Below are 20,464 nucleotides of genomic sequence, written 5' to 3'. Positions count from 1 at the left end.
TGTCATCTACCGCGCGGGCGGTTTGCCGATCGTGCGCTCTGCGAGAATTCCACCGTGCATGTCGCGATCGGCTTGGTTGTTCTCGTCGCGTCGGCGGCCGCGTTGGCGGCGCTGGCGCGCCGGTTCGGGGTCTCCGAACCGTTGGTACTGACGGTGGGCGGTGTGGCGGCGTCGTATCTGCCGTTCGTGCCGGAGATCCACCTGGAGCCGGAGATCATTCTGCTCGGTTTCCTGCCTCCTTTGCTGTATACCGCCGCGATCCGCACGTCGCTGGTGGATTTCCGGGCGAATGTGCGCACGATCGCGTTGTTGTCGGTGGGGTTGGTGTTGTTCACCACGTTCGCGGTGGCGGTGGTGGTGTGGTGGCTGTTGCCGGTGCCGTTCGCGGTGGCGGTCGCGTTGGGTGCGGTGGTGGCTCCGCCGGACGCGGTGGCGGCGACGGCGGTGGCGCGCCGGATCGGGATGCCGCGGCGGATCGTGACGATTCTGGAGGACGAGTCGTTGTTCAACGACGCGACCGCGCTGGTGGCGTTGCGGACCGCGCTGGCGGCGACGGCGGGCACGGTGTCGGTGTGGGAGGCGGGGGCGGATTTCCTGCTGGCGGCCGGTGGCGGCGCGGCGGTGGGGGTGGTCGTGGCGTATCTGCTGGCGATGCTGCGGCGGCGTATCACCGATCCGGTGATGGACACGACGCTGTCGTTCCTGGCGCCGTTCGCGGCGTATCTGCCTGCCGAGAGCATCCATGCCTCCGGGGTGATCGCGGTGGTGGTGTGCGGCATGATCCTCGGGCACAACGCGCCGGCTTGGCAGAGTGCCGCGTCGCGGATCGCCGAGCGCATCAATTGGCGGACGATCCAGTTCATTCTGGAGAGTGCGGTGTTCGTGTTGATCGGGTTGCAGGTGCGCGGGATCGTGGAGGGTGCTTGGCACAGCGATCTCGATCACGCCACGTTGGTGCTGTCGGCGCTGGCGGTGGTGGCGGTGACGATGCTGGCGCGGCCGATCTGGGTGTTCGGTTCCTCGCTGGTGTCGCACAGTCTCGGCAACGGTGCGGCGGTGCCGGCCGGTCAACTGGTCGTGGTGTCGTGGGCGGGGATGCGCGGTGTGGTGACGCTGGCGGCGGTGTTGCTGCTGTCGGAGGACACGCCGCTGTTGGCCGTGCTGAAGCTGCTGGCGCTGGTGGTGGTGGCGGGGACGTTGCTGGTGCAGGGGACGTCGCTGCCGTGGCTGGTGCGGTGGCTGCGGTTGCGTGCGCCCAGTCGCGCCGAGGACGCGTTGCAGAAGGCGAATGTGTTGCAGCAGGCGACAACGGCCGGTTTGGCCGCGCTCGAAGAGCAGATCACTGCGGATACGCCGACCGGGGTGGTGCAAACGTTGCGTGATCGCGTGTCGTGGAAGGCGAATGCGGCGTGGGAGCGGCTGGGGCGGGCGGAATCGGAACTGGTGACGCCCACTGCGGAGTACCGACGGCTGCGGTTGGCGATGTTGCGTGCCGAACGCGAATCGGTGCTGCGGGTGCGGGATTCGGGCACGGTCGACTACCAGATCCTGCAGCATGTGCTGGCGCAGTTGGATCTGGAGGAGTCGATCATCGATCGCTTCGATGAGGCCGAGGAGGAGCGCGCGGAACCGTTGGCCGCGCCGGTGGGTGAGGAGGTGTGCGCGCATCTGCGGGACGCGCCGCTGGTGCGTGCGCACGCCGGGCCGGACGAATGCGCCGAGTGCGTCGCGGAGGGGCTGGCGTGGGTGCATTTGCGGATGTGCCTGTCGTGCGGGCACGTGGCCTGCTGCGACTCCTCGCCGGGCAATCACGCGACCAAGCATCACGGGGCCAGTGGTCATCCGGTGATGCGCAGTGTGGAGCCGGGCGAGGCGTGGCGTTGGTGTTATGTCGATGAACTGCTGGGCTAGCCGGGCGGGGTCAGCGCTGGGCGTGGCTGTAGATCAGGCGCGCGTATTCGGCCAGTAGTTGGTCCAGCGACAGATTCTCCCCGCCCGCGGCGATCTGCTGGTAGCCGACGAGCATCGCCATGCCCAGTGAGGTGACCACGGCGGCGGTGTCGTCGTCGCGGACGATGCCTTTGACCGCTTTGTGAACGGTGCGCCTGCGGGATTCGTCGACGCGTTTGAGGGCGAGGTTGACCGATTCGTCGTTGGCCGCCCAGGCGCGGATGGCGGCTTCGGCGGCATGGTGCAGGCCGGCGGCGAGGTCGGACATCGCGCGGATGTCGTCGTCGGGGTTGCCCTTGTTGAACGGCATGGTGCCCAGGATGCGCACTTGGCGGTTCTCCCAGTGCTCGAGCAGGGCGTCGACGAATCCCTGCCAGCTGCCGAAGTGGTGGTAGAACGACCCGCTGGTGACGCCGAGTTGCCTGCACAGCACACCGATGTTGAGACCCTTGAAGCCGAGTTCGGCGAGCACTTCCAACCCGGTGTCGAAGTACTGCTCCTTGGTGACCACTCGTGACATAAGTGCGCCGTTCTCTTCGTTCGGTCAGGGGGAGGGACCGAACAGTACCGCATCGTAGCGTCGGCCGGACCGAGCCCGGGAAGTACCGTTGCGTATCCCGAGAAGACTCTTCGGTACCTGTTACCTGCTGAAATACCTAGCGCCCGAACATGATGCGTCCGCGGACGGCGCGCGCTCGATAACAGAGCATCTGCTCTGTTATTGTGTCGGCATGCCCCGCCCCCGGACGCACGACCCCGATACCGTGCTCGACGCCGCGGAATCACTGGCCGTTCGCTCCGGCCCCGCCGCGGTCACCACACGCGCGGTCGCCGCCGCCACCGGCATCTCCAACGGCGCGATCTACCACACCTTCGGATCCCGCGCGGAGTTGCTCGGCCGCACCTGGTTGCGCGCCGCGCGCCGCTTCCTCGACCTGCAGACCGCCCTGGTCACCGCGGCGCTCGACCGGCGCGACGACGTGGAGGCCGTGGTCGCGGCCGCCGAGGCGCCCGCCGTCTTCGCCGAGCGCCACCCGGACTCCTCGCGGTTGCTGCTGGCCGTGCGGCGCGAGGAACTGCTGGGCGAGGTGCCCGACAGCGTCGCCGCCGACCTCGCGGCCACCGACGCGGTACTGGTCGAGCTGCTGGTGCGGCTGTCGCGCCGGCTGTGGCAGCGCGGCGATCGCCACGCCGTCGACGTCATGACGTTGTGCCTGGTCGATCTGCCCACCGCCGTGCTGTTGCGCCGTGACCGGCTGGCGGATCCGCGCGCGCGGGAGTACCTGCGCGGCGCCGTGCGCGCCGTGCTCGCCGTCGGCCCGCCGCCGCTGTGACCCCCGCCACCGATCCTCGAATGGAAGGAACACCATGCCCACACTCGACTACCACGACAAGATTGCCGTTCTGGATCTGGGCGGCGACGAAAACCGTTTCTCCCCGGATTTCCTGGACCAGGTCGGCGCCCACCTCGACACCGCTGTGGCCGACGGCGCCCAGGGCCTGGTCACCACCGCGAGCGGCAAGTTCTACTCCAACGGACTGGATCTGGACTGGCTCGGCGCTCACGCCGAGCGCGCCGAGTGGTACGTCGAGCAGGTGCAGGCGCTGCTGGCCCGCGTACTGACCTTTCCCATGCCCACCGCCGCCGCGTTGCCCGGCCACGCGTTCGGTGCGGGTGCCATGCTGGCCATCGCCCACGACTACCGGGTCATGCGCGCCGACCGCGGCTACTTCTGTTTTCCCGAAGTCGACATCCACATCCGCTTCACCCCGGGCATGGCCGCGCTCATCCAGGCCAAACTCACCCCGAAGAGCGCCGTCGCCTCGATGACCACCGGCCGCCGCTTCGGTGGCATCGACGCCGCGGCCTTCGACATCGTCGACGCCACCGCCGCCGAAGGAGCGGTCACCGACACCGCCGCGGCCCTGCTCGCTCCGCTGGGCGGCAAAGATCCCGGCACCCTCGGCGCGATCAAGAACACCATGTACGCCACTGCCGTCGCGGCATTGACCGCCTAGAAGGTCCCGTCGCCGCTGCTCGACCCGAAGTACACGGTGCGGCAACACTTTTCCGGATGCGGCACCCGGAACGACGCGGTGTTCGATCGGCGCGGACAGGGCAGCGGCGCCCGCGCCGTCGCGGGCCGAAACCTGACCGCGACGGCGCCTCTGCGGGAGTGGCGATTGCGGTATCGGCGCCGCCGGGCGCCGTCACAGCGTGAACGTCAGCCGCTGGGGCCGGATGTAGTCAATGGGGTCGTGTAATGCGCGCAGTTCCGGTCGTCGTGCCTCGGGGATCTTGTCCAGTTCCGCGCGCAGCGGCGCGTCGTAGGTCGCCGCGCTCGCGGTGAGTCCGGGCAGCCAGTTGTCGTGATGGGACGGAACGAACAGTCCCGGCGACAGCGCCTCGAGGTAGGTGCGGGGATCGCGCAGGCCGTTGCTGATCTGGTTGTAGCCCTGTACGGCGCCGATCTGCACGTCGGTGGCCGGTAGCGCGGCGAGGACGTCGAACACGTGTGGTGCGCGTTCGGTGAGCGGCCCGGTCGAGTCGTGCCACACCAGGCACAAGCCCGGTACCCGGAACTGGTACAGCAGTACCCCGCCCTCGGCGTCACGCAGCCGCGGCGCTCCTTGCAGCAGGCCTTCGAGTGTCGGCGGGTGCGTGCGCACGATTCCCGGTTCGGGGCGGGGGAAAAACCGTGGTGAGCCGCCGACGGGATCGGGTGGGGTGCGTGCGGAGTGCAGATGCCGGACGACGGTGACCTCGACCGCGCCGACGGTGCAGTCTTCCCGGGTGCCGATCGGGGTGTCCGCGTCACCGTGCGCGACGGTGGGGAACGTCGGGTCGCTGACCTGCGCGGCGATATTCGCGCAGTGCTCGGCGGTGCCGTGCACGGTGGCCCCGGTGGCCTGCGCGATGCGGCCGGCGTCGCCCGCGTGGTCGAAGTGCCCGTGACCGATGAAGATCGCCGTAGGCGCCAGGTCCGCCAACTGCTGGGGGGTGGCCGGGACGTATCCGGTGCTGGTCAGCCGCGGCACCCAGGCATCGAGCAGGAATACCGAACCGCCGATGGCCACCGCGTAGGTGGTGCAGCCGGCCCACGACAGCACGACCCGGTCGGTGCGCGGTGCGCCGGTTGCGGGGTCGACGGTGTCGGCCCCGAAGAACCGGGTACGCGCCGCGATCGTGCGGGGATCGGCGGGGTCGGCCACAGGCCGTAGTCGTCCGGCCGCCAGGGTCGCCAATTTGCCGCCGGGACCGAACAGACCCGCGCCGGGAAGCTTGCACACGCGGCTACCCCATCACGGGCGAGGGGCTGCGGGCAAGAGGATCGGTCTACAGGCGGATACCGAGTAGCGCGTCGACGGCGGTGGCGATCAGCGCCGGGGCGTCGGTGTCCTGGCCGCCGTAGTCGAGGGCTCGGCGGGCCCAGCTGTCGAGCGCGTCGAGCGCCTTGGGGGTGTCCAGGTCGTCGGCCAGGTGCTGGCGCACGCGGGCGACGGTGTCGGCGGCCGAGGGTCCCGCAGGGCGGGCGGCGGCGTCGCGCCACAGCTCCAGCCGCCGCTGCGCCTGCTCGAGCAGGGCGTCGGTCCACATCCGGTCCTGGCGGTAATGCCCGGCCAGCAACCCCAGGCGGATGGCCGCCGGGTCGACGCCGTCGCGGCGCAGCGCCGAGACCAGCACGAGGTTGCCGCGCGACTTCGACATCTTCTCCCCGTCCAGCCCGATCAGGCCGGCGTGCACGTAGTGGCGGGCGAAGCGGCGGCCGGCGATGAGCGACTCGGCGTGCGCGGCGGAGTATTCGTGGTGAGGGTAGATCAGGTCGCTGCCGCCGCCCTGGATGTCGAATTCCGGGCCGATGCGGTTCAAGGCGATCGCCGAACACTCGATGTGCCAGCCGGGGCGTCCCGGGCCGAATGGGGCGGGCCAGGACGGCTCGCCCGGACGCGCCGCGCGCCACAGCAGCGCGTCGATGGGGTCGCGCTTGCCGGGGCGGTCGGGGTCGCCGCCGCGTTCGGCGAACAGCCGCTCCATGGTGGGGCGGTCGTAGCCGGATTCGTAGCCGAACTGCTCGGTGGCGTCGGCGCGGAAGTAGACGTCGGGGAATTCGGCGTCGTCGACGACGTAGGCCGCGCCCGAGGCCAGTAGTTTCTGCACGAATTCCACGACCTCGTCGACGGATTCGATGGCGCCGATGTAGTCGCGCGGCGGCACGATCCGCAGCGCGGCCATGTCCGCACGGAACAGATCGGTCTCCGCGGCGCCCAGCTCGCGCCAGTCCACGCCGTCGCGGGCGGCGCGTTCGAACAGCGGGTCGTCGACGTCGGTGACGTTCTGCACGTAGTGCACTTCGTGGCCGGCGTCGCGCCACAGACGGTTGACCAGATCGAAGGTCAGGTAGGTCGCGGCGTGGCCGAGGTGGGTGGCGTCGTAGGGGGTGATGCCGCAGACGTACATCGTCGCGGTGGAGCCGGGGGCGACCGGGCGCACCTGACGGTCGGCGGTGTCGTACAACCGCAACGGCGGTCCTGCTCCGGGGACGGTGGGGAGGGCGGTATCGGACCAGGACTGCATGCTTACGAGGGTAAAGGTGTGGTGGGGATCATCGGTCCCCGGCCCGGTGCCCACGGCCCTCCGGCGGGTGTGCTCGCCCGTCGCGACCTGCGCCTTCCAGCAAATCGTTGGATGTCAATGATTTCGGTTTCGCTGAATCAGCTGCCCGCGCGGCGGGTGGGATCGGCGATCGTGTTGGGCGTGATCGCGAACGTGCCGTCCAGTTCGGGGATGTCGGGATCGGTGTCGGCGAGGGCGAGCTGGGTGAATTCGCCGCGGGCGACGTCGAACTCGAGTTCGTGATAGGCGACCGTATCGCCCCAGTCCGCGGAAGGCAAAGAGATGAACCGCATGGTGAAGCGCCCGGAGTCCACCGAGCCTTCGGTGAGGACGTAGACGCCGAAGTGGTTCTCCCCCGCCGAGCTCAGCCAGTAGACGCCGTTGTCGTAGAGGTGCAGGTCGGTGTCGGGATACGGCTTCTTGTCGTAGAGGTGCACATAATGCAGTGCGACGCGGTAGGTCGGTGCGCCGATGACGATCCGCACCGCCGGTGCCGCCCGGTCCGGAGTGGAGTGGGGCATCGCGTCCTCCTCGTCGTGGCGCCGCGCGTTCGAAGCTTCAACTGTGCCAGGAAACCGTCCTGCGCGGCGCCGGGTTCAGAAGGCGGGCCACGGGATGGGGCGCGAGGTGCGCGGCACCGGCATCACCGGTTCGTCGAGCAACTGCTGAGTGCGCTCGATCAACGCGTCGATCTCGGTGTCGGTGAGGTGCGCGCTGAGGGTGTCGGCGAACGCCCCGGGCAGTTGCTTGGCGAACGCGGTGATGTCCGCGATCAGGCCGTCGCCGACGGGTTGACCGGCCCAGCCCCACAGCACGGTGCGCAGTTTGTACTCGGCGTGCAGGCAGATGCCGTGGTCGACGCCGTAGACCTGCCCGTCCAGCCCTTCCAGGGCGTGCCCGCCCTTGCGGTCGGCGTTGTTGAGCAGCACGTCGAGCACCGCCACGCGCTGGAGTCGCGGATCGTCGGCGTGGATGAGTGACACTTCGTTGCCCGCGTCGTCCACCGCGCGCAGCACCTCGCGGAATCCGTTCGGCACCGCGCCCGCGGGGCACAGGTCGATCAGGTCCAGGCGGTCGCCGCGGTCGGTGTGGTTGTCCGCGCCGACGACCCAGCGTTGCACCATGCCGATCCCGAAAGGGCCCTCGCGCAGAATGGTTTCGGGGATCACGCCCCAGCCGACGGCCTCGGAGATCAGATAGGAGGCGACCTCGCGCCCGGCCAGGGTGCCGTCGGGGAAGTCCCACAGGGGCCGTTCGCCGCGGATCGGTTTGTAGACCACCCGCAGCGGCGCGCCGTCGATGGCGGTGTCGTTCACGTCGCAGACCAGTGTCACGTTGCTGGCGGTGCTGATCCGCCCGATCACCGTCAGTTCGCCGCTGTGGAATCCGTCCCCGGTCTCGGCCACCGAATCACTCCTCCAGTTCGGCCGCGCCGAAGATGTCACCGCGCTTGTAGCCGTTGGTGCGCACGCACATGTGTCCGCGTGCCGAGAGCGGCTCGCCGCACAGCGGGCACGGCGGGCGGCCCGCCGCGATCACCCGGGTGGAGCGCAACGCGAATTCGCGGGCCTGGATCGGGGTGAGGAACACCCGCACCGCGTCGGGGCCCTCTTCGGTGTCGTCGAGCACCACCGACTCGTCGACCTCGGTCTCGGTGATCGCCAGCAGTTCCACCACCACAGCCCCGGCGTCGGCGTCCCAGCCCAGGCCCATGGTGCCGACGCGGAACTCGGCGTCGATCGGGGTGACCAGGGGCGCGTTGTCGCTGACGTCCTCGGCCTGCGGGGGCACTTCCGCGCCGAAGCGGCGCGCCACCTCGTCCAGCAGCAGACCCATCCGGTCGGCGAGCACCTTGACCTGCTGCTTTTCCAGCAGCACGCTGACCACGCGCGGCTCCTGCACCGCCTGCAGATAGAACGCGCGATCGCCCGGCTCACCGACGGTCCCGGCGACGAAACGATCGGGGGTGCGGAATACATGGATTGCGCGTGACACATGCACCTCCTGATACGTGACCCTGATCGACTACCCGCGGTGCGGGGATTCCATACAACGACCGCTCGGTTGTTTACAAGGAATCTCGACGCTCCGCATTCCCATTATCCGCACTGCCGGTATTGCCGAGCTCGCCACCGGGGACTGGCCCGGAGCTCTCCGGTCCGGGCGCTGCCGAGGTCGCTGCCGGGCGTTGTGCGCCGGCAGCGGCGAGCGCGGACAGGTCGGCGCCGGTGTCGTTGAGCCGCCATACGTAGGGCGCGGTCGGGGTGTAGCGCACGACGCTGATCGAGGCGGGCTCCACGACGATGCGCTGGAAGCCGTCGAGGTGAATGCCCAGCGCGTCGGCGAGGACCGACTTGATCACGTCCCCGTGCGTGCACGCCACCCACAGCGCGTCGCGGCCGTGCTGCTCGGCCAGGGCGCGGTCGTGGTCGCGGATCGCGGCGACCGCGCGCGCCTGCACCTGTGCCAGACCCTCCCCGCTGGGGAATACCGCGCCGGAGGCATGGCGCTGCACGACTTTCCACAGCGGTTCTTCCAGCAGTTCGGCGATGGGGCGGCCGGTCCACTCGCCGTAGTCCACCTCGAGCAGCCGGTCGTCGAATACCGGTTCCAGCCCGAACTTTTCCGCCAGCGGTGCGATCGTGCGCTGACAGCGCAGCAGCGGGGAGTGCACGATGCGTTCGATCGGCAGCCCGGCGAGGCGTTCGGCCACGGCCCTCGCCTGCTCCTCGCCGCGCTCGGTGAGCTCGACGCCGGTGCTGCGACCGGCCAGGGTGCGGGCGCTGTTGGAGGTCGACACACCGTGGCGCAACAGGATCACCGTCATGCGGCCAGCCTAGCGATCATGTCGCCGAGACCACCCCGCCCGCCAGCAGGCCCATGATGATCGCGCCCAGCACGACGCGGTAGCCGACGAACCAGTACAGCGAATGCCGTGCCACGAAACGCAACAGCCACGCCACCGACGCGTAGCCGACCACGAACGCCAGCACGGTGGCCACCAGCAGTTGCGGCCCACTGGCGTTGAGGCCCTCACCAGCGGGTTCGAACGCGTCCGGCAGGCTGAACAGGCCCGAGGCGGTCACGGCGGGGATGGCCAGCAGGAACGAAAACCGCACGGCCGCTTCGCGCTCCAAGCCCAGGAACAGGCCCGCGGTCGAGGTCGCTCCCGAACGCGAGACACCGGGGATCAACGCCAGGCATTGCGCGAAACCCATGGCCAAACCGTCGCGGGTGGTCAGTTGCTCGATCGAGCGTTCCTTGCGGCCGAAGTGCTCACCGGCGGCGATGACCAGGGCGAAGAAGATCAGCATGAACGACACCAGCCACAGATTGCGGGCGCCGGTGCGGATCTCGTCTTTGAACAAGAACCCCAGCACCCCGATGGGAATGGTGGCGATGATCACATACCAGCCGATTCGATAGTCGAGTTCGCGCTGGGCCTGCTCGTCGAGAACGCGCCTGTGCTCGGCGGTGAGGACGGGAAGCTTCGTGGTGGGCTGATCGTGCAGCGGCAGTTCCCGGCGATCGCGCGGGCCCACCCGCTCGCGCAGGCCCGCGAACCAGGCCAACACGATCCGCCAGATGTCCTTGGCGAAGAACACCAGCACCGCGGCCTCGGTGCCCAGCTGGGTGACCGCGGTGAACGAGGCGCCCGCGTCGTCGCCGAAGAAGACCGTCGACACGATGCGCAGATGCGCAGAGGAGGAAACCGGCAGAAACTCCGTCAGTCCCTGCACCAGACCCAGCACCAAGGCCTGCACCCAGGTCATCGACTCGCCAACCACGAACCATCCTCCACTTCCGCCCGAAATACGCGTCCCTACCTGGGCATTGATGCAGCGGTCGGTCGCTTGTCCGTGACTACCGCCCCAATCTCGCAGCGACAGTACAGTGTCGAGGACGCGACGGCGTGCCCGGCTGTCGGGCTGCCGCCACCGCGAGGGCGGCGGTTTCCCCGCGCACCGAAGCGCGACCCACTGTGCTGGTGGACGCCCGGTCGCGTATCCACACTCTAGGCTTGGCGCCGTGACGAATGCGCGGACACGGTGATGGAACAGCGGACGGTGGGCCGTAGCGGCCTGCGGGTGTCGCGGATGGGCCTGGCGACCCATACCTGGGGTTCGCACACCGACGCCGAGGACGCCGCGGGACAGTTGGTGGCGTTCGTGGAGGCGGGCGGCACGCTGGTGGACACCTCCCCCGCCTATGCGGGCGGGGCCGCGCAGCGCATCCTGGCCGAACTGTTGGGTGATCTGGTCTCGCGGGACGAGCTGGTACTCAGCGGGTGCGCGGGGACCGCGCCGTGGGGGTTTCCCCCGGCGGGGGTGCCGGTGCCCGCGCAGGTCACGGTGGATACCTCGCGGCGGGCGTTGCTGCGTCAATTGGATCGCACGCTGTTGGAGTTGGGCACCGACCACCTCGACATCTGGAATGTGGCGGTGTGGGATCCGCGCACGCCGCTCGAGGAGGTGGCCTCGACGCTGGAGCAGGCGGTGCGCTCGGGCCGGGTGCGGTATGCGGGGGTGCGCGGGTTCGGGGCCTGGCAGCTGGCCAGCCTGGCCGCGGTGGCGCCGGTGACCGCGGCGCAGACGCCGTATTCGCTGCTGGCGCGGGGTGCCGAAGCCGATGTGGTGCCGGCGGCGCGGTTCCACGGGGTCGGGGTCATCGCCTCGGCGCCGTTGGCGGGCGGCATCTTGACCGGCAAGTATCGCGACGGTGTTCCCGCCGATTCCCGGGGCGCCGATGAGGCGACCGCGGCGGAGATCCGCAGTGGTCTCGACGAGCGCGCCACCCGGGTGGTGGATGCGCTGGTGACCGCCGCGGACGGGCTGGGTACCTCGCCGCTGGCGGTGGCGCTGGCCTGGATCCGGGATCGGCCCGGCATCGCGAGCATGATCGTCGGCGCTCGCGATATCGGGCAGCTCACCGGCGTGCTGGCCGCCGAGACCCTGGAGCTGCCGCGGGCGATCGCCGCGGCCCTCGACGACGTCAGTGCGCGCGCCGCGGATTAGCCTTGCCTGCATGAGCACTGCAGCGACCGGGGGTGGGCGTGGGAACCGAGTCCGAACCGGGTGGTGGCGTGGGCTCGCGACCTTGTTCGCGGCGAGCCTGCTGGCCGGGTCGGTCGCGTGTGCCACGGACGCCGGTTCCTCGCACGGCGGGCACGGGCCGACGACGGCGACGCTGAGCGATCTGGATCCGGTGCCGATCGGGCCGGAGCCCGCGCCCGCGCTGCCGGTGACCGTGCGGTCGTTCGACGGCGCCGAGGTGACCGTCGCCGATGCCTCCCGCATCATCGCCGTGGACCGTTACGGCACCCTCGCCCAGATCGTGTACGCGCTGGGGTTGGGGCCCAAGCTGGTGGGGCGCAGCACGTCGGCGGCGTTTCCGGCGGTGCGGGATGTGCCGAACGTGGCCGGGGGCAACGGGTCGCTGAATGTGGAGTCGGTGCTGGCGATGCGGCCGTCGGTGTTCTTGACCGACACCACCAGCGCCGCGCCCGCGGTGCGCGAGCAGTTGCGTGCGGCCGGTGTCACGGTGGTCTATTTCGACCCGGAGCGCACCATGGACGGGGTGGGGCCGCAGATCGAGGCGGTCGCGGCCGCGTTGGGTGTGCCGGAGCGGGGGCAGGCGCTGGCGCGGCGCACCCGCGACGAGATCGCCGCCGCCAGCGCCGCGGTGCCCGCGCAGGATCCTCGGTTGACCATCGCGTTCCTGTATCTGCGGTCGAGCGCGATCACGATGCTCGCCGGTCCGGGGTCGGGAGCGGATGCGTTGATCGCGGCGCTGGGCGCGCGTGACGCGGGCGCGGTCGCCGGATTGACCGAGCCGTTCACCGCGATCACCAGTGAGGCGATGATCGGTGCGGCGCCGGATGTCCTGTTGGTGATGTCGGACGGGTTGAAGTCCGTCGGTGGTGTGGAGGGGTTGCAGAAGGTGCCCGGTATCGCGCAGACCCCGGCCGGCCGCGATCGGCGTGTGGTGGACATGTCCGATGCGGTGCTGTTGAGTTTCGGCCCCAACACCGGCCGGGTGATCGCGGCGCTGAGCGCGGCGGTGTACGGCACCGGGCCCGCATGAGTGTTTCGCGGACCGAAGCGGCGCGGCCGTCGGTGACGCCGGTGCCGAAGTCGCGTAGCCGTTCGCGGGTGGTGCTGATGTTCGCGGTCGCGGTGGCCGGGTTGGTGGCGTTGGCGTTGGCGTCGGCGGCGATCGGGCAGGTGCCGACGACGCCCGGGGAGGTGGCGGGCAGTGTGCTGCACCGGATCGGGTGGGACATCGGGCCGATGCCCGCGCATCCCTCGGGCGAGGTGACGCTGTGGCAGGTGCGGTTCCCGCGGGTGGTGCTGGCGATGCTGGTCGGGGCGGCGCTGGCGACAGCGGGTGCGTTGTTGCAGGGTGTGTTCGCCAACCCTTTGGCCGAGCCGGGGGTGATCGGGGTGTCGGCGGGGGCGGCGGTCGGCGCGGGCACGGTCATCGTGGTGGGCGGGGCGTTCGTGGCGGCCTGGTCGGTGGCCGCGGCGGCGTTCGTCGCGGGGCTGGCGACCACGTCGCTGGTGTATCTGCTGGCACGCTCGGGTGGGCGCACCGAGGTCGTGACGCTGGTGCTCACCGGTGTCGCGATCAACGCGTTCGCGGGCGGGTTGATCGCGCTGCTGCTGTTCGTGGCCTCCCCCGCCGCCCGCGATCAGATCGTGTTCTGGCAGCTGGGCTCGCTGAATGGGGCCACGTGGGAGTCGGTGGGTGTGGTGGCGCCGTTGACCGCGGTCGGTGTCGCCGCCGCGGTACTGCTGGCGCCGAGGCTGGATCTGCTGGCGCTCGGGGAGTCGGCGGCCCGTCACCTGGGTGTCGACGTGGAGCGTTTGCGGCGCAATGTGATCGTGGTGGTGGCGGTGCTGGCCACCGCCGGGGTCGCGTTCACCGGCATCATCCTGTTCGTCGGGTTGATCGTCCCGCACCTGGTGCGGATGCTGGTCGGGCCCGCCCACCGGGTGCTGATCCCCCTTAGCGCCGTCGTCGGCGCGGTGGTGCTGCTGGCCGCCGACGTCACCGCCCGCTCCCTGGTCGACAACGCCGACCTGCCCTTGGGCATGCTCACCTCCCTGATCGGCGGTCCCGTCTTCTTCTGGCTGCTGCGCCGCACCCGGGCCCGCTCCGGAGGCTGGGCATGAGCCCGCGTGCCGTTCCTCGCGTGGCACTTGGATGCGGTGAATGCCGAGAAGCCTGCTCGACGGTGTGTTACTCGCGGCCTGGAGGTGTGGGGTGAGTTTGTTGCGGACGGTGCATGAGTTGCCGGGGTGGCCGCAGCGGGGGGATGTGACGGTGCGGGCGGCGGGGGTGAGTGTGGACCGGCGCAGCGGCGGGCAGGCGCGTCGGGTGCTCGACGGCATCGACTTCGAAGTGGTCGCGGGACAGGTCGTGGCTTTGGTGGGGCCCAACGGTGCGGGTAAGTCGACGTTGCTGGCGGCGCTGGCGGGCGAATTGGCGCCCGGCGCGGGAGCGGTGGAACTCGACGGGCGACCGTTGGCGCACTGGACGCCCTTGGACATGGCCCGGCGGCGGGCGGTGTTGCCGCAGACCCACACCGTCGGTTTCCCCTTCACCGCGCGCGAAGTGGTGGCGATGGGCCGCGCGCCCTGGGTGCGCACCGAGCGCCGGGAACTCGACGAGGAGCAGATCGCGGCCGCGATGGCCGCCACCGACGTCGAACACCTCGCCACCCGCTCGTTTCCGACCCTGTCCGGCGGTGAACGCGCCCGGGTCGCGCTGGCCCGCGTGCTGGCGCAGGACACCGCCACCCTGCTTTTGGACGAGCCGACCGCCGCTTTGGACCTCGGCCATCAGGAGGCCGTGCTGCGTTTGGCCGCCGCCCGCGCCGCCGACGGCGCGGCGGTGGTCGTCGTCCTGCACGACCTGGGTATCGCGGCCGCCTACGCCGATCGGGTCGCGGTGCTGGACGCCGGTCGCATCGCCGCGGACGGACCGCCGCGGGTGGTGCTCACCACCGAACTGCTCACGCGCGTCTACCAGCATCCGGTGGAAGTTCTCGACCACCCGGTGACGGGTGCGCAACTGGTGCTTCCCGTTCGCCGCTGACCCGCGGAGATCGGCCGGTCGGCGCGGCGTGTGGTCGTCGCTGCGCACACGGCGGCGTGGCCGGCGCCGGATGGCCGGTGCTCGGATCGAGCCGCATGGCCGGTAACCACGTCGGCCGACCTGCTCAGTCGGGGACCGGCTGTGCGCGCCGAACACAGCGAATGCGGCGTCCTCGCTGGTGAGAGTGCAGGTGCGGGTTGGCCTACCGCAGTGAACGCCCGCGTCGTAGCAGCTTCTCGGGACCGGCCGGCGTCCGCAGCGCCGATCCAGGGCCGCGCGGCGTCGAAATCCATGCGGCAGAATCCTTTTCACACAACACACGGTTGTGGATCGCCGCCGGCCGGTTGTTTGATCCGGCTTCTCGACCTTGCTTTGATCGCTGCTGTCAACAGCGAGTTCTTGAAGCGGGAGGTACGCGATTTGGTGGCCAGACGATCCCTGGGTCGGCAGTTCGGATGGTTGTGGGCGTCCTACGCAGTCAGCGCCTACGGCTCCGGGCTGGGGTTCGGCGCACTACCGCTGATCGCCGTGCTGGTGTTGCACGCCAGCCCCTTGCAGGTCTCCGTGCTGTCAGCGGTGGGTCCGGCAGTGGGTGCGCTGATCGCGCTGCCGCTCGGGCCGTGGGTGGAGTTCCGCCGTAAGCGACCGGTGATGATCACGATGGACCTGGCCCGGTTCGCGGTCATGGCAACGATCCCGCTGGCTTACGCCTTCGGCCGGATCGGTTTCGTCCAGTTGGTGGTCGTCTCAGCCGTGGTCGCCGCGGCCAAGATCGCCTTCAATGCGGCGAGCGGCGCCTACCTGAAGGCACTCGTGCGGCCGGGGGATCTGCTCGTGGCCAACGCGCGGTTCGAGTCCACGAACTGGAGTTCCATCGCTGTCGGGCCGCCACTGGGCGGGGCGGCGATCGGCCTGTTCGGGCCGGTCACCACCGTGGTGGCCGACGCGGTCAGCTACCTGCTCTCCGCTTTGGGTGTCACGGCGATTCGCGGACGAGAGGAACACCCGCAGCGAACCGTCAAACACCGAGTCCGGACAAGTGAGTTGCTCGACGGCTGGCGGCACCTGCTGGCTCATCCCGGGCTCCGGGCGCTCTACCTCAACCAGCTGCTCGTCAACGGACTGATCATGGCCACCGAGCCGCTGTTGGCGGTGCTACTGCTGCGCCAGCTCGGATTCCCGCCCTGGCAGTACGGCCTCGCCTTCGCCGCCCCCTGCCTCGGCGGACTCATCGGCTCACGCCTCGCCGGCCGTGTGGTGGCGCGGTACGGCCAACACCGGGTCCTGCGTACCGTCGGTACGCTGCGCGCAGTCTGGCTGATCGGCCTCGCGTTCGTCCAGCCCGGCATAGCCGGCCTCGCGACGGTGATCGCTATCGAACTCGCGATCATCATCAGTATGAGCCTGTACAACCCGGTACTGGCCACCTATCGACTCGAGCACACACCCGACGACCGCATCGCCCGCACCCTGTCGGCCTGGTCGATCGGCAGCAGCGCCGCCATCGCCATCCTCAGCGCGCTCGGCGGACTGCTCGCCGACGCCACCAGCCCGCGCACGGCTGTCACGATCGCAGGACTGCTGATCCTCGCCAGCCCGCTGCTGCTACCCCGCCGCGAAGACTCTCTCCTCACACCCGAGCTCGCGGTGGCAACAACCCATCCCCGGCCACAGGCAGCAGGCGTTTCGCATGAAGCCAAGTGAAGTGGCCGCCAAGACTTTCAGACGCAGCCACGCAACAACAGGCCCGAGCCACACGCCAGACGCCCGCGGCGCAGCCGCCCATGCAGAAAAGGCACACTTCATGACTGTCACCGCACTCGACTCCTCCAGCGCGCTGGTCATCATCGACCTGCAAAACGCCATCATCAACGCTCCCACGGTCCCCCACACCGGCCCCGAGGTACTGGCCCGGGCGGTCGAGCTGGCCCGCGCCTTCCACGAACACCGCGCCCCGGTCATCCTCGTGCGGGTCACAGCCCGTGCGGACGGATCGGATGCCGCTCCAGGACGCAACGAAACCCCGAGCCTGCCCGGGTCCCTGCCCGAGGGCTGGGACGTCATCGTCGATGACCTCGCCGGCCACCCGGACGACATCACAGTGACCAAACGCACCTGGGGTGCCTTCTACGGCACCGACCTCGACCTGCAACTACGCCGCCGCGGCGTCACACAGATCGTGCTGGCCGGGCTCACCACCAGCATCGGCGTGGAATCGACCGCCCGCGCAGCCTACGAACACGGCTACCACATCACGCTCGCCACCGACGCCATGGCCGACCTGGATATCGAGGCGCACCGCAACAGCGTCGAACGGATCTTCCCACTCCTCGGCGAGACCGGCTCCACCGCCGAGATCGTCGAAATGCTCGCCAAGACCTGCAACTGACACCCGGGCCCGCCACCGCGGTCGGCCGCACGGACCCACCGCACGTTGCGGCGCCCGCAGATCGGCCTCGAGTGCCCGGAAGCACGCGTAGCCGGGCTCTGCGCCGCCGGCCGCCCGGCCGGACGGGCGTTATCGCCAGATGAGTTTGAGCACCGCGGGTGTCAGCAGCATGCGGATGACGGTGGCGTCCAGGATCAGCGCCGCGATCATGCCGTAGGCAATGTATTTCATCAGCACCAGGTCCGAGAACCCGAACGCGCCGGTGACCACGATGAGGATGGCGGCGGCAGAGGTGATCACGCCGCCGGTGTGGGCGATGCCGTAGCGGATGGCCTCGGGGGCATCCGCGCCGCCGATGCGTGCCTCCGAGACCCGCGACAGCAGAAACACCTCGTAGTCGGTGGACAGCCCGAACACCACTGTCACGATCAGCGCCAGTACCGCGAACATCAACGGTCCGGGCGTGAAGTGGAAGATCCCCGCCCCGTGGCCCTCGACGAATACCCAGGTCAGCACACCGAGAGTGGACACAAGGCTGAGTGCGCTCATCGCCACCGCCTTCAGCGCGAGCACCAGCGAGCGGAACGCCGCGTACATCAGCGCCAGCGCCGCGGAGACCAGCAGGGCCAGCAGCAGGGGCAGGCCGTCGAGCAGTCCGTTGATGCTGTCGCGTTCCAGCGCGGGCACACCGGCGACCATCACCGCCACCCCCGGTGGTTCGGGGATGGCGCGCAGCGCGGTGATCACGCTGTCGGCGTCGCGTTTGTCGATCAGTCCGGCGGCCAGGACGTTGATGCCGTCGGTGGTGGGTGCGGCGGGCTCGAAGCGTCCGGTCAGGCCGGGGATCTGGTTGGCGCTATAGCGGATGTCGCTCAGCTGCCGCGCGTCGGCGCCGACCACCACCAGTTTCAGCGGTTCGGTGCGGAAACCGGGAAACAGGACGTCGAAACGTTCCTGCGCGACCCGCGCCGGGTTGTCGTCGGCCAGATACCGTTCGCTGAGTCCGCCGAATTCGATGTGGCGCATCGGGATGCTCAGCGCCAGCAGGGTGAGCACGATCGGCACGGCCACCGCCAGGGGGCGGCGCATCGCCCACAGTGCCAGGCGGGAGAAGAATCCGGCGTCGATCTGCGCTTCGGTCCTGCTGCGGGAGAAGCGTTTCCAGCCCAGGAAGTCGATGCGGTGTCCGGCGATGCTCAGCGCGGCGGGCAACGCGGTCACCGACAGCAGTGCCGCGAGCAGGACCGAGCTGATGCCGCCCAGCGGCACCGAGCGCAGCACCCCGTTGGGGAAGATGAACAGCGCGCCGAGGCTGAGGGCGATGATCGCCGCCGAGAACAGCACGGTGCGTCCTGCGGTGGCGACGGTGCGGGCGGTGGCCTCTTCGACGGTGTGGCCCGCGGCGAGTTCCTCGCGGAAGCGGGTGACGGTGAACAGGCCGTAGTCGATCGCCAGGCCCAGGCTGACCAGGGTCAGCACGGCGCTGGCGAAGACGTTGACCTGGATGTGGTCGGTCAGTGCACGCAGTCCGCCCTGGGTGCCCAGGATCGTCATGCCGCCGATGAGCACCGGCAGCAGTGCCCCGATCACGCCGCCGAACACGAAATACAGCAGGATCGCCACCAGCGGCAGGGCGATCATCTCCGCGCGCCTGATGTCGCGTTGCATTCCGGTGTTGATGCCTTCGACGATCGGCTGCAATCCCGCCAGTTGCACGGTCGTGCCGCCGGGGCCGCCGCCGGCGCGTCCGGCGCCGAGATGGTCCTTGATCGCCAGGTAGTTCTCGACCGTCGCGGTGCCCGAGCCGCGTAATCCGACGCTGGCGAAGGCATGGGTGTGGGTGGCGTCGGTGGCCTGGGCGGAGAACGGGCTGTCCCAGTAGCTGTCGATCTTCTGGATGCGGTCGGGATAGGCGCCCAGCAGTCCGGCCAGCTGCGCGGTGACCGGTCCACGCACCGCTGGGTCGTCGACGGTGGCGCCCTCGGGTGCGGTGTAGAGCAGGATCAGGTCGCTGTCGGTGTCGCGGCCGAAGGTGCGGTCGGCCAGTTCGGCCGCGGCCACCGATTCGCTGCTCTCGTCGAACCAGCCCTCCTGGGTCAGCCGCCCGGCCAGGTCACGGCCGTACCAGCCGGAGACCAGGACGAACAGCACGAAGAAGGCAAGGACGAGGAATCGGTTGCGGTGGACGAACCGCCCCCACCGCAGTGATCCGGAACGGCGCATCGCGTGGTGGGCCCGCTCAGCCGCAGGCCGGGGTGCGGTAGTCGGCCGAGCGCAGGATGCCGCACAGGTCGGTGCGCGAGATCTTCCACTTGCCGTCGACGAGCACGAAGTGCACGACGGTGGTGCGGACCGCGGCGCCGGTGCCGTCCTTGTCCAAGCGCATGGTGGCGGTCAGGGTGCCGTCGTGGTTGTCGAACACCGGGTCGGTCACGCCGTAGACGGCGCGCGGGTTGTCCTGCAGCGCCTTGTACATGTCGGGGATGGCTTGGCGGAAGGATTCCCCGTCCTCGATGAGCGCGGTGCGTTCGCTGTCGGGTAGCGCCGGGTCCAGCGCCCGCTTGATCTGGGCGTCCAGGTCGGCGGCCGTCGGCAGCGGCGGGTGGGCGGCGCTGGAGGAGACGGCGATCGAGGACGACAGCGAGGCGTTGGCCGAGGAGCGCGCGGCGTCGACCGCGGCCTCGTCGGCTCCGCTGTCGCACGCGGCGGCGGCCACCGCCAGCAGCAGGCCCGCGGCGGTGAGCGCGGTGCGGGCGAGTCGTGTGTGGGTCATCACTTCCTACATACCTTCGATGACGGAGCTGAGCCGTCCCAATAGGGCACGCACGGTCGTGACGTCCCGTTCCGCGGCGGCGGCGATCGTCGCGGCGTCGGGGATCATATCCCGCACCAAGGCGGCGACACTGCGTTCGTCGTCGAGGTCGATGTCGGTGACCGTGGCTTCGGCGACCGTGAGTACGTCCTCCGGGCCGGGGACGGCGTCGCCGAGGTCGCGGCGGTAGATCTCCAGTGTCAAGGTGGCGCGGATGGTGCGGAACGCGAAGGGGTGGCCGTCGGCGGTGGTGCCGAAGCCGTGCGCGTACGCGCCGACGGTGAGGTCGTCGATGGCAAATCCCGACGAATGGTCGGCTTTCAACCCGGTTCTCCCTATATCGGACGGTGGGGTCTCCACCGTAACCCTGGTCACCGACATTCCGCTCGAGGCGAACCCGGTCGGTCGGGCGGTTGCGTCATCATGGTCAGATGGTGAGGTTGCGGAAGATTCGTCGGTAGTCGGTCGGTAGAAGGAGTTCGGTGGATGCGCCCTCGCGCCTTGCTCGTCTCGGCATTCGCGGGTGCGGCGGTGCTGGTGCTGTCGGCCGGATGCTCTTCCGGCCCCGGCGGTCCCGACCTGCCGACCAGGGAGCCGG

General features: G+C 69.8%; 20 protein-coding genes. 9 read left to right on the top strand and 11 right to left on the bottom strand.

The features are described 5' to 3' along the window. The first annotated feature begins 54 nt into the window (after nt 1-54). Nucleotides 55-1,911 (top strand): Na+/H+ antiporter, encoded by a 1,857-nt coding sequence (locus tag NA8_RS25880; protein WP_063052960.1) that lies wholly within the window; start codon nt 55-57, stop codon nt 1,909-1,911. Nucleotides 1,912-1,921: 10 nt separating this feature from the next. On the opposite strand, the gene NA8_RS25875 is transcribed toward NA8_RS25880, so the two are convergent. Continuing rightward, the gene (locus tag NA8_RS25875) at nt 1,922-2,470 is read right to left on the bottom strand and encodes a TetR/AcrR family transcriptional regulator (RefSeq protein WP_040867073.1); all 549 of its coding nucleotides are present in this window, start codon (nt 2,468-2,470) and stop codon (nt 1,922-1,924) included. A gap of 211 nt (nt 2,471-2,681) precedes the next feature. Between NA8_RS25875 and NA8_RS25870 the strand changes: the two genes are divergently transcribed. Beyond that, the gene (locus NA8_RS25870; protein ID WP_063052959.1) at nt 2,682-3,284 is read left to right on the top strand and encodes a TetR family transcriptional regulator; all 603 of its coding nucleotides are present in this window, start codon (nt 2,682-2,684) and stop codon (nt 3,282-3,284) included. Nucleotides 3,285-3,318: 34 nt separating this feature from the next. After that, entirely contained in the window at nt 3,319-3,969 is a 651-nt protein-coding gene (locus NA8_RS25865; protein ID WP_063052958.1) for an enoyl-CoA hydratase-related protein, read from the top strand. 192 nt (nt 3,970-4,161) lie between these two features. On the opposite strand, the gene NA8_RS25860 is transcribed toward NA8_RS25865, so the two are convergent. From NA8_RS25860 to NA8_RS25830, 7 genes are all read right to left on the bottom strand, one after another. Then, nucleotides 4,162-5,241 carry an MBL fold metallo-hydrolase gene (locus NA8_RS25860; protein ID WP_084467087.1) on the bottom strand — a complete coding sequence of 360 codons (1,080 nt, stop codon included), beginning with the start codon at nt 5,239-5,241 and terminating at the stop codon, nt 4,162-4,164. 46 nt (nt 5,242-5,287) lie between these two features. Further along, complete coding sequence (mshC, locus tag NA8_RS25855; RefSeq protein ID WP_063052957.1) at nt 5,288-6,526, bottom strand: cysteine--1-D-myo-inosityl 2-amino-2-deoxy-alpha-D-glucopyranoside ligase; 1,239 nt, start codon at nt 6,524-6,526, stop codon at nt 5,288-5,290. Nucleotides 6,527-6,663: 137 nt separating this feature from the next. Continuing rightward, nucleotides 6,664-7,086 (bottom strand): hypothetical protein, encoded by a 423-nt coding sequence (locus tag NA8_RS25850; RefSeq protein WP_063052956.1) that lies wholly within the window; start codon nt 7,084-7,086, stop codon nt 6,664-6,666. 75 nt (nt 7,087-7,161) lie between these two features. After that, entirely contained in the window at nt 7,162-7,971 is an 810-nt protein-coding gene (locus tag NA8_RS25845) for an SCO1664 family protein (RefSeq protein WP_063052955.1), read from the bottom strand. A gap of 4 nt (nt 7,972-7,975) precedes the next feature. After that, on the bottom strand, nt 7,976-8,560 hold the full coding sequence (locus NA8_RS25840) for a DUF3090 domain-containing protein (protein WP_039798216.1): 585 nt from the start codon (nt 8,558-8,560) through the stop codon (nt 7,976-7,978). A gap of 73 nt (nt 8,561-8,633) precedes the next feature. Continuing rightward, nucleotides 8,634-9,392 carry a histidine phosphatase family protein gene (locus tag NA8_RS25835; RefSeq protein WP_063052954.1) on the bottom strand — a complete coding sequence of 253 codons (759 nt, stop codon included), beginning with the start codon at nt 9,390-9,392 and terminating at the stop codon, nt 8,634-8,636. 16 nt (nt 9,393-9,408) lie between these two features. Beyond that, nucleotides 9,409-10,338: an undecaprenyl-diphosphate phosphatase gene (locus NA8_RS25830; RefSeq protein ID WP_063052953.1), complete on the bottom strand. Its 930-nt coding sequence runs from the start codon at nt 10,336-10,338 to the stop codon at nt 9,409-9,411. 279 nt (nt 10,339-10,617) lie between these two features. Between NA8_RS25830 and NA8_RS25825 the strand changes: the two genes are divergently transcribed. The 6 genes from NA8_RS25825 to NA8_RS25800 all read left to right on the top strand — a co-directional run bounded on the left by NA8_RS25825 (nt 10,618) and on the right by NA8_RS25800 (nt 17,054). Further along, on the top strand, nt 10,618-11,580 hold the full coding sequence (locus tag NA8_RS25825; protein WP_062970540.1) for an aldo/keto reductase: 963 nt from the start codon (nt 10,618-10,620) through the stop codon (nt 11,578-11,580). A gap of 10 nt (nt 11,581-11,590) precedes the next feature. Continuing rightward, nucleotides 11,591-12,649: a heme/hemin ABC transporter substrate-binding protein gene (locus NA8_RS25820; RefSeq protein WP_063052952.1), complete on the top strand. Its 1,059-nt coding sequence runs from the start codon at nt 11,591-11,593 to the stop codon at nt 12,647-12,649. Next, complete coding sequence (locus NA8_RS25815) at nt 12,646-13,740, top strand: FecCD family ABC transporter permease (RefSeq protein ID WP_063052951.1); 1,095 nt, start codon at nt 12,646-12,648, stop codon at nt 13,738-13,740. The genes NA8_RS25820 and NA8_RS25815 overlap by 4 nt, the downstream gene beginning before the upstream one ends. 40 nt (nt 13,741-13,780) lie before the next feature. Continuing rightward, nucleotides 13,781-14,665 (top strand): heme ABC transporter ATP-binding protein, encoded by an 885-nt coding sequence (locus tag NA8_RS25810; protein ID WP_084467086.1) that lies wholly within the window; start codon nt 13,781-13,783, stop codon nt 14,663-14,665. 423 nt (nt 14,666-15,088) lie between these two features. Next, nucleotides 15,089-16,369, top strand: coding sequence for an MFS transporter (locus NA8_RS25805; RefSeq protein ID WP_063052999.1), 1,281 nt, complete (start codon nt 15,089-15,091; stop codon nt 16,367-16,369). Nucleotides 16,370-16,469: 100 nt separating this feature from the next. Continuing rightward, nucleotides 16,470-17,054: an isochorismatase family protein gene (locus tag NA8_RS25800; RefSeq protein WP_063052949.1), complete on the top strand. Its 585-nt coding sequence runs from the start codon at nt 16,470-16,472 to the stop codon at nt 17,052-17,054. A 129-nt stretch (nt 17,055-17,183) separates the two neighbouring features. Here the strand turns inward: NA8_RS25800 and NA8_RS25795 are convergent, their stop codons facing one another. The 3 genes from NA8_RS25795 to NA8_RS25785 are packed head-to-tail and all read right to left on the bottom strand — an operon-like array spanning nt 17,184 to nt 20,241. Beyond that, a complete protein-coding gene (locus tag NA8_RS25795; protein ID WP_063052948.1) occupies nt 17,184-19,277 on the bottom strand; it encodes an MMPL family transporter in 2,094 nt (697 codons plus the stop codon). A 16-nt stretch (nt 19,278-19,293) separates the two neighbouring features. After that, nucleotides 19,294-19,827: a WKL family lipoprotein gene (locus NA8_RS25790; RefSeq protein ID WP_063052947.1), complete on the bottom strand. Its 534-nt coding sequence runs from the start codon at nt 19,825-19,827 to the stop codon at nt 19,294-19,296. Nucleotides 19,828-19,833: 6 nt separating this feature from the next. Continuing rightward, entirely contained in the window at nt 19,834-20,241 is a 408-nt protein-coding gene (locus NA8_RS25785) for a hypothetical protein (protein ID WP_245664007.1), read from the bottom strand. Nucleotides 20,242-20,464 lie beyond the last annotated feature (223 nt).

This window comes from Nocardia arthritidis NBRC 100137, assembly GCF_001612765.1.
In the GTDB taxonomy this organism is placed as follows: Bacteria; Actinomycetota; Actinomycetes; order Mycobacteriales; family Mycobacteriaceae; genus Nocardia; species Nocardia arthritidis.
Note: the sequence above shows the minus strand (reverse complement) of the source record. Positions and strands in the feature narration are given on the sequence as shown.